Source organism: Streptomyces sp. NPDC053542, assembly GCF_044544685.1.
Classification (GTDB): domain Bacteria; phylum Actinomycetota; class Actinomycetes; order Streptomycetales; family Streptomycetaceae; genus Streptomyces.
In genome coordinates this window covers 46,866-59,966 of sequence record NZ_JBITXL010000013.1, presented here as the reverse complement: position 1 = coordinate 59,966, position 13,101 = coordinate 46,866, and the positions used below count along the sequence as shown (strand labels likewise).

The window sequence follows — 13,101 nt, the reverse complement described above, 5'->3', positions numbered from 1 at the left end:
GCGACCGGAGGGAGCGAGGAACGGCGCATGGGCGACGGTACGGAGTTCGACTACGTCATCGTGGGCGGCGGGACGGCGGGCTGCGTCCTGGCCGCGCGGCTGACCGAGGATCCCGGCTGCCGGGTGTGCGTGGTCGAGGGCGGGCCCAGCGACGTGGGCGACGAGAAGATCCTGCGGCTGCGCAACTGGATCAATCTGCTGGAGTCCGAGTACGACTACGGGTACACGACCGTGGAGCAGCCGCGCGGGAACTCGCACATCGTGCACTCGCGGGCGCGCGTGCTGGGCGGCTGTTCCTCGCACAACACGCTGATCAGCTTTCTGCCGCTGCCGGAGGACATGGACGAGTGGGCGGCGCTGGGCTGTACGGGCTGGGACGCGGCGACGGTGCTGCCGTACCGCGACCGGTTGCAGAACAAGATCGTGCCGGTGGCGGAGCAGGACCGCAATCCGATCGCGAAGGACTTCGTGACGGCCGCGGCGTCCGCGCTGGGCGTGCCGGTGGTCGAGGACTTCAACGCCCGGCCGTTCGCGGACGGGGTGGGCTTCTTCTCGCTGGCGTACGAGGCGGAGGGGAACAAGCGGTCGTCGGCGTCGGTCGCGTATCTGCATCCGGTCCTGGACCGGCCGAATCTGACGCTGAAGCTGGAGACCTGGGCGCACGAGGTGGTGCCGGCCGGGGACGGCCGGATGACGTGCGTGCGGGTGCGGTCCGCGGACGGGACGGAGACGACGCTGCGGGCGGAGCGGGAGCTGCTGCTGTGCGCGGGCGCGATCGACACGCCGCGGCTGCTGCTGCTCTCCGGCATCGGCCCGGCGGATCAGCTGCGCGAGCTGGGGATCACAGTGCGGGCCGATCTCCCCGGTGTGGGTGAGAACCTGCTGGACCACCCGGAGTCGGTGATCGTCTGGGAGACGGACGGGCCGCTGCCGCCCAACTCGGCGATGGACTCCGACGCCGGGCTGTTCCTGCGCCGCGACCCGGACGGCGGGCCACGGCCCGACCTGATGTTCCACTTCTACCAGGTGCCGTTCACCGTCAACACGGAGCGGCTGGGCTACCCGAGGCTGGAGCACGGCGTGTGCATGACGCCGAACGTGCCGCGGGCCCGCTCCGTGGGCCGGATGTGGCTGCGCAGCGCCGACCCGGCGGAGAAACCGGCGCTGGATTTCCGGTACTTCACCGATCCGGACGGGCACGACGAGAAGACGATCGTGGACGGGCTGAAGGTGGCACGCGAGGTGGCGGCGACACCGCCGCTGCGGGACTGGCTGAAGCGGGAGGTGGCGCCGGGCCCCGATGTCACCTCGGACGCGGCGCTGTCGGAGTACGGGCGGCGGGCCGCGCACACCGTGTACCACCCGGCGGGCACCTGCAAGATGGGCGGCGACGACGATCCCGCGGCCGTACTCGATCCACAGTTGCGGGTGCGCGGCCTGGACGGCATCCGGGTCGTGGACGCCTCCCTCTTCCCGACGATGCCGACGATCAACCCGATGGTGACGGTCCTGCTGGCGGCCGAACGGGCGGCCGACCTGCTGCGGGGCGCGGACGGAGGCGGTCGGTGATGACTACGGCGAACACCCCGGCCGGCGGCGCGGCCGGCGGCGGGAGCGAGAGCGGCGACGGGTCCGTCCCCGGCTCGGAGTTCCGCAAGGACATGGGCCCGTGGGCGAACTTCGCGCTCGGCTTCACCTACCTCTCCCCCGTCGTCAGCACCTACACCCTCTTCGCCACCGCGCTCGGCGAAGGCGGCCCGCCGATGGTGTGGGCGTTCGTGCTGGCCGGGTGCGGTCAGTTCCTGGTCGCGCTGATCTTCGGTGAGGTGGTCGCGCAGTTCCCCATCGCGGGCGGGGTCTATCCGTGGGCGCGGCACCTGTGGGGCAAGCGCTGGGCGTGGATGACCGGCTGGATCTACATGTGGGCGCTGCTGGTCACGATCACGTCGGTGGCGTACGGCGCGGGCCCGTACATCGCCATCCTGATCGGCTTCAAACCCACCGTCCACACCACCGTCCTGTGCACGGTGATCCTCATCATCGTCGCCGTGCTCATCAACTACGCCGGTACGAAGGCGCTTTCGGCGGCGGCCGTGATCGGTTTCGGCGCGGAGCTGATCGGCGCGCTGATCGTCGGCATCTACCTGCTGTCCACCCACCGCGAGCACAACCTCGGCGTCATCTTCGACACGTACAGCACCGAGGGCGACGGCAGCTATCTGCCGGTCTTCCTGGCGGCCGCGATCATCGGCTTCTACCAGTACTACGGCTTCGAGGCGTGCGGGGACACCGCCGAGGAGGTCGAGCACCCGGGCCGGGTGATTCCGAAGGCGATGCGCCGCACGATCTACGTGGGCGGCGCGGCGGCCACCTTCACCTGTCTGTCGCTGCTGCTCTCCGTCACCGACTACCGCGCGGTGATCTCCGGGAAGGACACCGACCCGGTGGTGCACCTGCTGTACGACGCGCTGGGCGAGGTCGGGGCCCGGCTGGTGATGGCCGTGGTCCTCATCTCCTTCCTCTCCTGCACGATCAGCCTCCAGGCGGCGGCCGGCCGGCTGATCTACTCGTACGCGCGCGACCAGATGATCGTCGGGCACCGGCTGCTGCGGAAGTTCGCGCACGCCAGGGCGGTGCCGGGCTGGGCGCTCTTCGTGTCGGCGGTCATCCCGGCGATCATCGCCTTCGGCTCCCTGGTGTCGGAGGACGCGCTCACCAAGATCGTGTCGTTCGCGATCCTGGGCATCTACGGCTCGTTCCAGATGGTGGTACTGGCCGCGCTGCGCGCCCGGCTCAAGGGCTGGAAGCCGAACGGCGAGTACCGGCTCGGCCGCTGGGGCCTGCTGGTGAACGCCGGGGCGCTGGCGTACGGCATCTTCGCCATCATCAACATCTGCTGGGCCCGCACGCCCGAGGCCCCCTGGTACGACAACTACATCGTGCTGCTGTGCGGCGGCGTCGTCGTCCTGGTGGGCCTGGTCTACATGTTCACCACGCACCATTACGGGCGCGGCGACGCCCCGTGCGGGGACGCGATCCCGGAGTCGCGGCGCTGAGCCGGCGGCTTCCGGGCGCGCGGGCGCCCGTCGCCCACAGGGCCGCGTACGCGGCGCCCGTCAGCACCACCGCCGTGGCCAGGCGGCGGCCCGCCGTGCGGCGGCCGCCGGCCCAGCCGCCGCGGACGGCGCCGCCCGGCAGCGGGTGGGCGACGCTGCCCGCGGTGTCCGGGGCCGGTTCGGTGCGGGACAGGTGGGCGCGGTTCATCTGGTACGCCAGGGCCTTCTCCATCAGGCGCGGCGTGAGCTTCGTCTGGAGGGCCAGGACCGCGGCGGCGGGGCCGACGTACGCCTCGCGGCGCGGCGAGCGGACCAGCCGCAGCGCCTTCCGGGCCGCCCGTTCGGGGGTGTAGACGGGGGCCATCGGGAGGACCTCGCGGCCCGAGTAGTTGGCGGCGCTCTCGAAGAACGGGGTGTCCATGGTGGCGGGCAGCATCGTGCAGACGTGCACGTCCCGGTGGCCCTCCAGCCACAGCTCCTGGCGCAGGCTGGTGCCCAGCGCCCGGACGGCGGCCTTGGCCAGCGCGTACGGGGCGTTGTACGGGACCGGTGAGACGCCGACGACCGAGGAGACGTTGATCAGGGTGCCGTTGCCCTGGCGGCGCATCACGGTGAGGGCGGCGCGGGCACCGTACACATAGCCCATGACGTCGGTGTCGATCACCTTGCGGCAGACGTCGGCCGGGATCTCGTCGAGCGCGCCGAAGGCGGCGACGGCGGCGTTGTTGATCCAGACGTCGATCCGGCCGAAGGCCGCGACGGCCTCCTGGGCGAGCCGGTCCACCGCGGCGGCGTCGGTCACCTCGGTGGGGACGGGGAGCGCGCGCCCGGCGCCGCGCCGGCGGCAGCGGCGGGCGACCTCGTTCAGCTCCTCGGCGCGCCGCGCGGCCAGTACGACGTGCCAGCCGCGGGCCGCGAACGCCTCGGCGCACGCCCGCCCGACGCCGCTCGACGCGCCGGTGATCACTACGACGCCGCCCTCGCCCTGGGCCACCATGGCCGCCTCCTCCATACGTACGGCCGCGGACCGGGCCGTGATGACTGTCGCGCCACACGTACCCGGACGGGCATAATGCACACATATCGGATCATCCACCGCCCACCCTCCGTCACCTCGCATGGAGTGCGCCATGGCCGTACGGCACCAGCTCATCGCCCGGAAGCCGGCCGCCGTCTGGGCGGTGCTGGAGGACTGCACCCAGTACGGCGACTGGGTGGTCGGACCCTCGGCCTCCAACCCGCAGGACGGCGACTGGCCGGACGTCGGCTCCTCCATCTGCTACACGCTGCGGCTGGGCAGCCGGGAGCTGGCGGGCCGTACCGTCGTCCGGCGGCACGAGCCGCCGCGGTGGCTGGAGCTGGAGGCGTACTGCGACCCGCTCGGCTCGGCCCGGATCGCGCTGGACATCCGCCCCTGGGGCGAGGAGACGCTGGTCATTCTGGATGAGCACCCGCTGCGCGGCTACGGCGGGCTGCTCCACAACTTCGCCCTCGACGCCCTGCTGCAGCTGCGCCACCGCAATATGCTCAAGCGCCTCGCGAAGGTGGTCGAGGAGCTGCCCCGGGAGATGGAGGCCGGGGCCGGGCGCGCGACGGGCCGGTGACATGCCCGACGCGGTGGTGATCGGCGCGGGGCCCAACGGCCTGGTGGCCGCCAACCTCCTCGCCGACGCGGGCTGGAGCGTCACGGTACTGGAGGCGCAGCCCGAGCCCGGCGGCGCCGTCCGCAGCGACCGGGGCGTCCATCCGGAGTACATCAGCGACGTCTTCAGCGCGTTCTACCCGCTCGCGGCCGCCTCGCCGGTCGTGCGCGGGCTGGAGCTGCACCGGTACGGGCTGCGCTGGAGCCACGCGCCGCACGTCCTCGCGCACCCGCTGACGGACGGCAGGTGCGCGGTGCTGGCCCGCGACCGGGCGGTGACCGCGGCCGGGCTGGCGGACTTCGGGGCGGGGGACGGCGAGGCGTGGGAACACCTGTGCGGCATCTGGGACCGGCTCGGCGAGGACATCATGCGGGCGCTGTTCACGCCGTTCCCGCCGGTGCGCGCCGGGGCCCGGCTGGCGGCCCGGCTGCGCGGCGCCGGCGGGCTGCGGCTGGCTCGCAGCCTGGTGCTGCCGGTACGCCGGCTGGGCGAGGAGGAGTTCACGGGCGACGGCGGCCGGCTGCTGCTGGCGGGCAACGCGCTCCACGCGGACCTGGCGCCGGAGGCGGCGGGCAGCGGTGGCTACGGCTGGCTGCTGGCCATGCTCGGGCAGGCCGTCGGCTTCCCGGTGCCGGTCGGCGGCTCCGGCGCGCTGACCGACGCGCTGGTCACCCGGCTGGCGGAGCGCGGCGTCGCCGTGCGCTGTGGGGAACGCGTGACCGAGGTCGTCGTGCGGCACGGCCGCGCCGTGGGGGTACGCACAACAGGCGGCGAAACGGTCACGGCCGGCCGGGCGGTGCTGGCGGACGTGCCGGCGCCGGATCTCTACCGCGAACTGGTCGGCGCCGGGCACCTGCCGGCGCGGATCTTCGACGATCTGCGCCGGTTCCAGTGGGACTTCGCGACGTTCAAGGTCGACTGGGCCCTGGCCGGTCCGGTGCCGTGGACCGCGCCGGAGGCCGCCCGGGCCGGCACCGTCCATCTCGCCGACGGGGTCGACGAGTTGACCCGGTTCGCCGCGCAGATCGCCATGGGGCTGGTGCCCGACCGGCCGTTCGCACTGTTCGGCCAGATGACGACGGCGGACGCCACCCGCTCGCCGGCCGGCACGGAGTCGGCGTGGGCGTACACCCATGTACCGCAGACCGTGCGCGGGGACGCGGGGCCCGACGATCTGACGGGGCGTTGGGATGCGGGCGAGCAGGAGGCGATGGCCGACCGTATCGAGGAGCAGGTGGAGCGGTTCGCGCCCGGCTTCCGCGGCCGCGTCCGGGCCCGCCGCATCCTCGCGCCGCCCACCCTGCAGGCCATGAACGGCAACCTGCACGGTGGCGCGCTCAACGGCGGTACCGCCAACATGCACCAGCAGCTGGTCTTCCGGCCGCTGCCCGGCACGGGCCGCCCGGAGACCCCGGTGCCCGGGCTCTACCTCGCCTCGGCGTCCGCCCACCCCGGCGGCGGGGTGCACGGCGCACCGGGCGCGAACGCGGCACGCGCCGCCCTGCGCGCGGGCGGCCCGGCCCGCTTCCTCGCCGCCGCACAGGGCGCGCTCGCCAAGCGGGGGCGCGGGGGCGAGAAGGGCCGCACGTAAGAGCCTGCGGCAAAGAGCCTGCGTCCAAGCCGTTCCAGCATTCGGTCACCGTTCGTCCCCCCGGACTTCCCTTGCTGCAGGGGTCTTGTCGTGATGCGCGGCGCGGGCCTAGTGTCGCCAGCCGGTAAGCGCTTTCTATCCGAAGGAGCTGTCCCTGCATGCCCGTTTCCGCCCCCGTCCGCGCCGCAGTCGTCGGCACCGGCGGCATCGTCACCGGCAGCCATCTGCCCGCCCTGCGCGAACTGCACGGCCGCGTACGGCTGGTGGCCGCCGTCGACACCGATCCCGCGCGGCTCACCGCCTTCCGCGAGCTGGCGGGCGACGAGGTGCACGGCTACGGCGACCTCGCCGAGATGCTCGCCGCCGAGCGCCCGGACCTCGTCCTCCTCGGCACCCCGCCCGCCCTGCACGCCGAGCAGGCGCGGGCCGCGCTGCGGGCCGGTGCCTGGGTGCTGTGCGAGAAGCCGCTGTGCCTCTCGCTCGCCGAGTACGACGCCATCGCGGCGGCGGAGGGCGCCGAAGAGGGCGGCCCGTACGCCTCCGTCGTCTTCCAGCACCGGTACGGTTCGGGCGCGGTGCACGCCCGCGAGCTGCTGCGCTCCGGGGAGCTGGGGCGGCCGCTGGTCGCGCACTGCCAGACCACCTGGTACCGGGACCGCGCGTACTACTCCGTTCCCTGGCGCGGCCGCTGGGCCACCGAGGGCGGCGGGCCGACCATGGGCCACGGCATCCACCAGATGGACCTGCTGCTGCATCTGCTCGGCGACTGGGCCGAGGTACGGGCGATGGCGGGCCGGCTGGTGCACGACGTGGAGAGCGAGGACGTCTCCACCGCGCTGGTCCGGTTCGCCGACGGCACCCTGGCCACCGTCGTGAACAGCGTGCTCAGCCCCGACGAGGTGAGCCGCATCCGCATCGACTGCGCGGACGCCACCGTCGAACTGACGCATCTGTACGGGCACTCCAACGACGACTGGGCGTACACCCCGGCCGTGCACGCCCGCGACGACGAGCGGCGCACCACCCACTGGCGCACCCCGGCCGCCGACGTGCCCAGCTCGCACGCCGCGCAGCTGGACGGCTTCCTGGACGCCATGGAGAAGGGCGTCCGCCCGCCCGGCAGCGGCACGGAAGCGCGCCGCACGCTGGAATTCCTCGCCGCGCTCTACAAGTCGGCGTTCACCGGACGGCCGGTCGGCGCGGGCGAGATCGGCCCGGACGACCCGTACTACCTCGCCATGCACGGCAACCACCCCGACTGGGCACCGAAGGAGCAGTGACCGCGGCATGAGCGCACCCACGAACGCAGGAACCCCGATCACCGTCACCCACACCCACGGCGAGCGCATCCGGGTCGCCGCCGGCGGCACCGAGCTGCTGTCGTACGTCTACGCCCCCGACCCGGTGGCCTTCGAGTCCCGCAAGCCGTACGTGCACCCGCTGCGCACCCTCGCGGGGCACACGGTCAGCGGCTACCGGCCCCACGACCACCGCTGGCACAAGGGCCTGCAGATGACCGCGAGCCATCTGTCGGGCCAGAACTTCTGGGGCGGCAACTCCTATGTGCACGGAGAGGGGTACCTGCCGCTCCACGAGCGCGTCGGTTCGATGCGCCACGACGGCTTCGACTCCTTCGAGGTGGCCGAGGACCGGCTGGACTTCACCGAAGCGCTCACCTGGGTCGAGAACGGCGGCCAGGAGTGGGCGCGCGAACGGCGCACGGTCGCGGTGCACTCGGTGGACGCCGAGGCCGGCGCATACGCGATCGACTGGTCGATCCGGCTGACCAACGTCCGTGATGAGGCGCTGCGCTTCGGGTCGCCGACGACGGCGGGGCGGGAGATGGCGGGCTACACCGGGCTGCAGTGGCGCGGCCCCCGGGCCTTCACCGGTGCGCAGGTGCTGACCCTGGCCGGCCCGAGCACCGACGAGGAGACGATGGGGCAGCCCGCCGCCGAGTACCCGTGGATCGCGGTCGTCGGCGAGCACGACGACGTGGACGGGCACGCCACCCTGGCCTTCGCGCACGCCCCGGAGAACGCGGATGCCGTGCACGCCTCGCACTGGTTCGTGCGCTCCGAGCCGATCCCGAGCGTCGCGTTCTCCTGGGCGTTCTTCGAGGAGTTCGCGCTCGAACCGGGCGAGACCTTCGCGTACCGGTACCGGGTGCTGGTGGCCGACGGGGCGTGGGACGTGCCCCGCATCGAGGCCCATCTGAAGTCGCTGGCCTGGTGAGGGAGGGAACTGATCATGGTCATGGACGCGCCGCTGCCGGGCGGCATCGGACTGTCGCACATCGGCGCCTATGAGTGGGAAGCCGCCGACGGCGTGTGCGGGGGCAGCCCGCATCTGCACCTCGCCTGCACGGAGGCGTACGTCGTCACCGGGGGCCGGGGCGCCGTACAGACGCTGAGCGTGGCGGACGGCTACCGCGAGACGCCGCTGGAGCCGGGCGTGATCGCGTGGTTCACGCCGGGGACGGTGCACCGCATGGTCAACGGCGCCGGGCTGCGGGTGACGGTGCTGATGCAGAACGGCGGGCTGCCGGAGGCGGGGGACGCGGTCTTCACCTTCCCGCCCGAGGTGCTGGCCGATCCGGCGGCGTACGCCGCTGCCGCCGCGCTGCCCGCGAAGGAGGGGCCCGAGGCAGAGGCCGGTGCGCGCAGGCGGCGGGACCTCGCCGTCGAGGGGTACCAGGCGTTGCGTACGGCGCTGGCTGATGGTGACGACGGGCCCTTGCGTGCTTTCCAGCAGGCGGCCGCCCGGCTCGTCGCCCCCAAGGTCGAGAGCTGGCAGGCGCGTTGGCGCGAGGGCGCGCTGGCCGCCGCCGAGCGGACGGGGCGGCAGCTGACCGCGCTCGCCGGGGGCGACGCGGCGCATCTGGCCGAGGGCGGGGTCCGGTCGGCGGGCCCGACCCGGCGCGGCGGATACGGCATGTGCGGCCGCCGCGACGAGTACGAACTGCCCGGCACGACGCTTCCGTACTACGGGGAGTGAGCCGTGCGGCGTCCGAGAACTCTCGCGGCCCTCGCGCTCGCGCTCTGCCTGGCCCTTACGGGCTGCGGCGGCGGTGGGGCCTCCACCGCCGCCGGCGGCAAGGTCACGCTCCGCTTCACGTGGTGGGGCAACGCGGACCGGGCAGCCCGCACCGAGAAGGCCGTCGCCGCCTTCGAGCGGGCGAATCCCGGCATCGACATCCAGACCTCCTACTCCACCTACGAGTCGTACAAGCAGAAGCTGGCCACGCAGGCGGCGGGCGGCGACGTCCCCGACCTCATCCAGCTGGACTACCGGCAGATCAGCCAGTACGCGGGCTCCGAGGTGCTGCTCGACCTGGGGACTCAGCGCAAGGCGCTGCCCACCGGCGACATGGACGCCGGGCTGCTGAAGACCGGGCAGGTGGACGGCGTGCAGTACGCGCTGCCGATGGGCGTCGGGACGCAGGCCATGGCGTACGACAAGGAAGCCTGGCGGAAGGCCGGGCTGCGCACCCCGAAGGCCGGCTGGACCTGGGAGGACTGGGCGAACGCGGTGCGGAAGCTGAAGGCCGCCGGGTACGAGCGGCCCATGACGGACCCGGGCTCGATGGAGGACTGGTTCGAGGTCTGGCTGCGCGGGCAGGGCAAGCGGCTGTACGGCGCCGACGGGCAGACCGCGTTCCGTGCGGCCGACCTCGCCCGCTTCTGGGCCTTCACCTCGAAGCTGCGCAAGGAGGGGCTGGTCAGCCGGGCCGAGGACACCACGCAGATGGCGGGCTCGGTCGAGGACTCGCCGATGGGCCGCAAGCGTGCGGTCGCGGAGTTCAACTGGGACGCCCCGTCTGCCGGTTACGAGGCCGTGTACGGGGACCGGCTGGCGCTCGCGCCGATGCCGGCGGGCCCGGACGGCACCCCGGGCCAGTACTTCAAGCCGTCGATGCTCCTCGGGATCGCCGCCGGCAGCGCGCACCCGCGCGAGGCGGCGAAGTTCATCGACTTCCTGCTCAACTCGGACAAGGCCGCCGACATCCTCGGCGTGGACCGCGGCACCCCGGTCAACAGCCGGCAGCGGACCCGCGTACTGCCGGAGGTCGCCGGCTTCCAGCAGCAGGTCGCCGGGCTCCAGGAAGCCCTGGAGGGCAGGCTGAAGGACCCGCCGGCCGCGCCGCCGCGCGGTGACAACGGCCTGCAGTCGACCTTCCAGCGCGACTACGACCAGGTGGCGTTCGAGCAGGCGTCCCCGCGCGAGGTCGCCGAGGACTTCCTCACCGAGGCACGGACGGAGCTGAGGCCGTGAGCACCCGAACGATGGACGAAGCGGCCGCGCTCCCCCGGCAGCGTCCGGCCCCCGTGGCGCAGCCGCGGAAGCGGCGGCCGAAGCGGGAGCGGGAGGGCGCCGCCTGGGTGTTCCTCTCCCCCTGGGTGCTGGGCGCCGCCGTCCTCACCCTCCTCCCGATGGCGGTCTCCCTCTACCTCTCCTTCACCGACTACAACCTCTTCGACCCGCCGTCCTGGGTGGGCCTGCGCAACTACAAACAGATGTTCACCGAGGACCCGCGGCTGCTCCGCTCGGTGGCGAACACCCTGCTGTACGTCCTGGTGGCCGTGCCCCTCCAGCTCGCCCTGGCGCTGGCGGTGGCGGTCGCGCTGAAGTCGATGAAGCGCGGCAAGGGCTTCTACCGCTCCGCCTTCTACGCCCCGTCGCTGCTCGGCGCCTCGATGAGCATCGCGCTGGTGTGGCGGGCGCTGTTCAACGACGGCGGCACCGTCGACAACGTCCTCGGGTCCCTGGGCCTGCACACCGGCGGCTGGGTCAACCGCCCCGGCTGGGCGCTGCTGTCCGTGGCGCTGCTGACGGTGTGGCAGTTCGGCGCGCCGATGGTCATCTTCCTGGCGGGGCTGCAGCAGATACCGAAGGAGCTGTACGAGGCGGCGTCGGTGGACGGCGCCGGGCGGTGGCAGCAGTTCGTCTCGATCACCCTGCCGATGCTGTCCCCGGTCCTCTTCTTCAATCTCGTCCTGCAGACCATCCAGGCGTTCCAGGTCTTCACCCCGGCGTTCGCGGTGAGCGCCGGCCGCGGCGGCCCCGCCGACTCCACCCTCTTCTACACGCTCTACCTCTACGACCGCGGCTTCACCGCCTCGCACATGGGCTACGCCTCCGCGATGGCGTGGGTCCTGCTGATCGCCATCGGCATCGTCACCGCGGTGCTCTTCCGCACCTCCCGCTCCTGGGTCTTCTACGCGAACGAGGAGGGCCGCTGATGACCGCCACCCGCTCCCGCATCGCCCTGCACGCCGGCTGTCTCCTCGTCCTGCTCGTCATGCTGTACCCGCTGGGCTGGCTGGTCGCGACGTCCTTCAAACCGGCCGACGAGGTCCTCGCCAGCCTCGCGCTGCTGCCCTCCCGGCTGGCCACGGAGAACTACACGACGGCCGCGGCCGGCATCGAGGGCGTCAGCCTGCTGAAGCTCTTCGGCAACTCGCTGACCATCTCGGTCGGCGCCGTGCTCGGCAACGTACTGAGCTGCTCGCTCGCCGCGTACGCCTTCGCGCGGCTGCGGTTCCGGATGCGCGGGCCGCTGTTCGCCTTCATGATCGCCACGATCATGCTGCCGCACCACGCGGTGCTGATCCCGCAGTACATCGTCTTCAACCAGCTCGGCATGGTGAACACCTTCTGGCCGATGGTGCTGCCGAAGTTCCTGGCCACCGACGCGTTCTTCGTCTTCCTCATCGTGCAGTTCATGCGCGGGCTGCCGCGCGAGCTGGAGGAGGCGGCGAAGATCGACGGCTGCGGGCCGTTCCGTACCTTCGCGCGGGTCGTGCTGCCGCTCACCAGGCCCGCGCTGATCACCACCGCGATCTTCACCTTCATCTGGACCTGGAACGACTTCTTCACCCAGCTGATCTACCTCTTCGAGCCGGACAAATACACGCTCACGCTCGCCCTGCGCACCTTCGTGGACACCTCCAGCCAGTCCGCCTACGGCCCGATGTTCGCCATGTCGGTCCTCGCGCTGCTCCCGATCGTGCTCTTCTTCCTCGCCTTCCAGCGCTTCCTGGTGGAGGGCATGGCGAACTCGGGGGTCAAGGGATGAGCGCCCCGACGGACACGGCGGCCGCGCGGCGGGAGCCCGGCGAGCTGTTCGGGCCGCGCTTCGCGTTCTTCGCCGATGTGCTCGCCATCGGGCTCGCCACGACGGTGGCCGCGCTGCCGCTGGTGACGGCGCCGGCCGCGCTGGCCACGGCGTGCACGCTGCTGCGGAGGCGGCAGTGGTACGACGAGCCGTGCACGGCCGGGCGGTACTTCGCCGCGCTGCGCGCCCGGCGGTGGCGCGCCGACCTGGCCGCGGGCGGCGTGCTGCTGGGGCTCGGCGCGCTGGTCGCGGCGGACGCGGCGCTGGCGGCCGCGGGGCTGCCGGGCGCGGGGCCGTTCGCGCTGTTCCTGGCGGCGGTGGGGGCGGTACTGGCGGTGACCGGGCTGCGGGCGTGTGCGCAGCCCGCCGCGGCGGAAAGCCTGCCGGACGGTGCGGCGGGCGGCTGGCGGGCCGCGGTACGGGCGAGCGCGGCGCGCACCGTGCAAGACCTCCCCGGCAGTCTCCTGGTGCTGCTGGCGCTGGCCACTGCCGCGGTGTGCGCGTGGACCGTACCGCCCCTGCTCTTCCTGCTGCCGGGGCCGTTGGCGGTGGCGCTGACGGCGGTCGAGGCGCGCCGGGCGGGCCCGTTCGCGACGGCGGACGCACCAAAGGCATCGACTCACTGATCACCTACGACCCTTATCCCCGGCAAAAGGTTGCCCCGGGCGAACCTTGTGCAATCACCAATTACTT

Annotated in this window: 12 protein-coding genes; 11 read left to right on the top strand and 1 reads right to left on the bottom strand. The window is 72.8% G+C overall.

All coding sequences use genetic code 11. The features are described 5' to 3' along the window. Positions 1–27 precede the first annotated feature (27 nt). Positions 28–1,569: a GMC family oxidoreductase gene (locus tag ACIGXO_RS30960; protein ID WP_399793455.1), complete on the top strand. Its 1,542-nt coding sequence runs from the start codon at positions 28–30 to the stop codon at positions 1,567–1,569. Next, positions 1,569–3,056 (top strand): APC family permease, encoded by a 1,488-nt coding sequence (locus ACIGXO_RS30955; RefSeq protein ID WP_399793453.1) that lies wholly within the window; start codon positions 1,569–1,571, stop codon positions 3,054–3,056. The genes ACIGXO_RS30960 and ACIGXO_RS30955 overlap by 1 nt, the downstream gene beginning before the upstream one ends. On the opposite strand, the gene ACIGXO_RS30950 is transcribed toward ACIGXO_RS30955, so the two are convergent. Then, complete coding sequence (locus tag ACIGXO_RS30950; protein ID WP_399793451.1) at positions 2,989–4,053, bottom strand: SDR family oxidoreductase; 1,065 nt, start codon at positions 4,051–4,053, stop codon at positions 2,989–2,991. The two genes, ACIGXO_RS30955 and ACIGXO_RS30950, sit on opposite strands and share 68 nt — an antisense overlap. 133 nt (positions 4,054–4,186) lie before the next feature. On the opposite strand from ACIGXO_RS30950, the gene ACIGXO_RS30945 reads away from it, so the two are divergent. The 9 genes from ACIGXO_RS30945 (at position 4,187) to ACIGXO_RS30905 (ending at position 13,034) form a co-directional block, all read left to right on the top strand. Next, positions 4,187–4,660: an SRPBCC family protein gene (locus tag ACIGXO_RS30945; RefSeq protein WP_399793449.1), complete on the top strand. Its 474-nt coding sequence runs from the start codon at positions 4,187–4,189 to the stop codon at positions 4,658–4,660. Position 4,661: 1 nt separating this feature from the next. Further along, positions 4,662–6,290, top strand: a complete 1,629-nt coding sequence (locus tag ACIGXO_RS30940; RefSeq protein ID WP_399793447.1) for a phytoene desaturase family protein — start codon at positions 4,662–4,664, stop codon at positions 6,288–6,290. A gap of 158 nt (positions 6,291–6,448) precedes the next feature. Next, positions 6,449–7,570, top strand: coding sequence for a Gfo/Idh/MocA family protein (locus ACIGXO_RS30935; RefSeq protein ID WP_399793445.1), 1,122 nt, complete (start codon positions 6,449–6,451; stop codon positions 7,568–7,570). 7 nt (positions 7,571–7,577) lie between these two features. After that, complete coding sequence (locus ACIGXO_RS30930) at positions 7,578–8,525, top strand: PmoA family protein (protein ID WP_399793443.1); 948 nt, start codon at positions 7,578–7,580, stop codon at positions 8,523–8,525. Positions 8,526–8,540: 15 nt separating this feature from the next. Then, positions 8,541–9,287, top strand: coding sequence for a cupin (locus ACIGXO_RS30925; RefSeq protein ID WP_399793441.1), 747 nt, complete (start codon positions 8,541–8,543; stop codon positions 9,285–9,287). A 3-nt stretch (positions 9,288–9,290) separates the two neighbouring features. After that, entirely contained in the window at positions 9,291–10,565 is a 1,275-nt protein-coding gene (locus ACIGXO_RS30920; protein WP_399793439.1) for an ABC transporter substrate-binding protein, read from the top strand. Positions 10,566–10,576: 11 nt separating this feature from the next. Further along, on the top strand, positions 10,577–11,533 hold the full coding sequence (locus ACIGXO_RS30915; RefSeq protein ID WP_399793736.1) for a carbohydrate ABC transporter permease: 957 nt from the start codon (positions 10,577–10,579) through the stop codon (positions 11,531–11,533). After that, positions 11,533–12,369, top strand: coding sequence for a carbohydrate ABC transporter permease (locus ACIGXO_RS30910; RefSeq protein ID WP_399793437.1), 837 nt, complete (start codon positions 11,533–11,535; stop codon positions 12,367–12,369). The genes ACIGXO_RS30915 and ACIGXO_RS30910 overlap by 1 nt, the downstream gene beginning before the upstream one ends. Then, positions 12,366–13,034: a hypothetical protein gene (locus tag ACIGXO_RS30905; protein ID WP_399793435.1), complete on the top strand. Its 669-nt coding sequence runs from the start codon at positions 12,366–12,368 to the stop codon at positions 13,032–13,034. The genes ACIGXO_RS30910 and ACIGXO_RS30905 overlap by 4 nt, the downstream gene beginning before the upstream one ends. The last annotated feature ends 67 nt before the right edge of the window (positions 13,035–13,101 follow it).

Coding starts and splice junctions, on each gene's coding strand:
- ACIGXO_RS30930 (WP_399793443.1), top strand. CDS start 7,578: ATGAGCGCACCCACGAACGCAGGAACCCCGATCACCGTCACCCACACC.
- ACIGXO_RS30915 (WP_399793736.1), top strand. CDS start 10,577: ATGGACGAAGCGGCCGCGCTCCCCCGGCAGCGTCCGGCCCCCGTGGCG.
- ACIGXO_RS30950 (WP_399793451.1), bottom strand. CDS start 4,053: ATGGTGGCCCAGGGCGAGGGCGGCGTCGTAGTGATCACCGGCGCGTCG.
- ACIGXO_RS30960 (WP_399793455.1), top strand. CDS start 28: ATGGGCGACGGTACGGAGTTCGACTACGTCATCGTGGGCGGCGGGACG.
- ACIGXO_RS30945 (WP_399793449.1), top strand. CDS start 4,187: ATGGCCGTACGGCACCAGCTCATCGCCCGGAAGCCGGCCGCCGTCTGG.
- ACIGXO_RS30955 (WP_399793453.1), top strand. CDS start 1,569: ATGACTACGGCGAACACCCCGGCCGGCGGCGCGGCCGGCGGCGGGAGC.
- ACIGXO_RS30935 (WP_399793445.1), top strand. CDS start 6,449: ATGCCCGTTTCCGCCCCCGTCCGCGCCGCAGTCGTCGGCACCGGCGGC.
- ACIGXO_RS30940 (WP_399793447.1), top strand. CDS start 4,662: ATGCCCGACGCGGTGGTGATCGGCGCGGGGCCCAACGGCCTGGTGGCC.
- ACIGXO_RS30925 (WP_399793441.1), top strand. CDS start 8,541: ATGGTCATGGACGCGCCGCTGCCGGGCGGCATCGGACTGTCGCACATC.
- ACIGXO_RS30905 (WP_399793435.1), top strand. CDS start 12,366: ATGAGCGCCCCGACGGACACGGCGGCCGCGCGGCGGGAGCCCGGCGAG.
- ACIGXO_RS30910 (WP_399793437.1), top strand. CDS start 11,533: ATGACCGCCACCCGCTCCCGCATCGCCCTGCACGCCGGCTGTCTCCTC.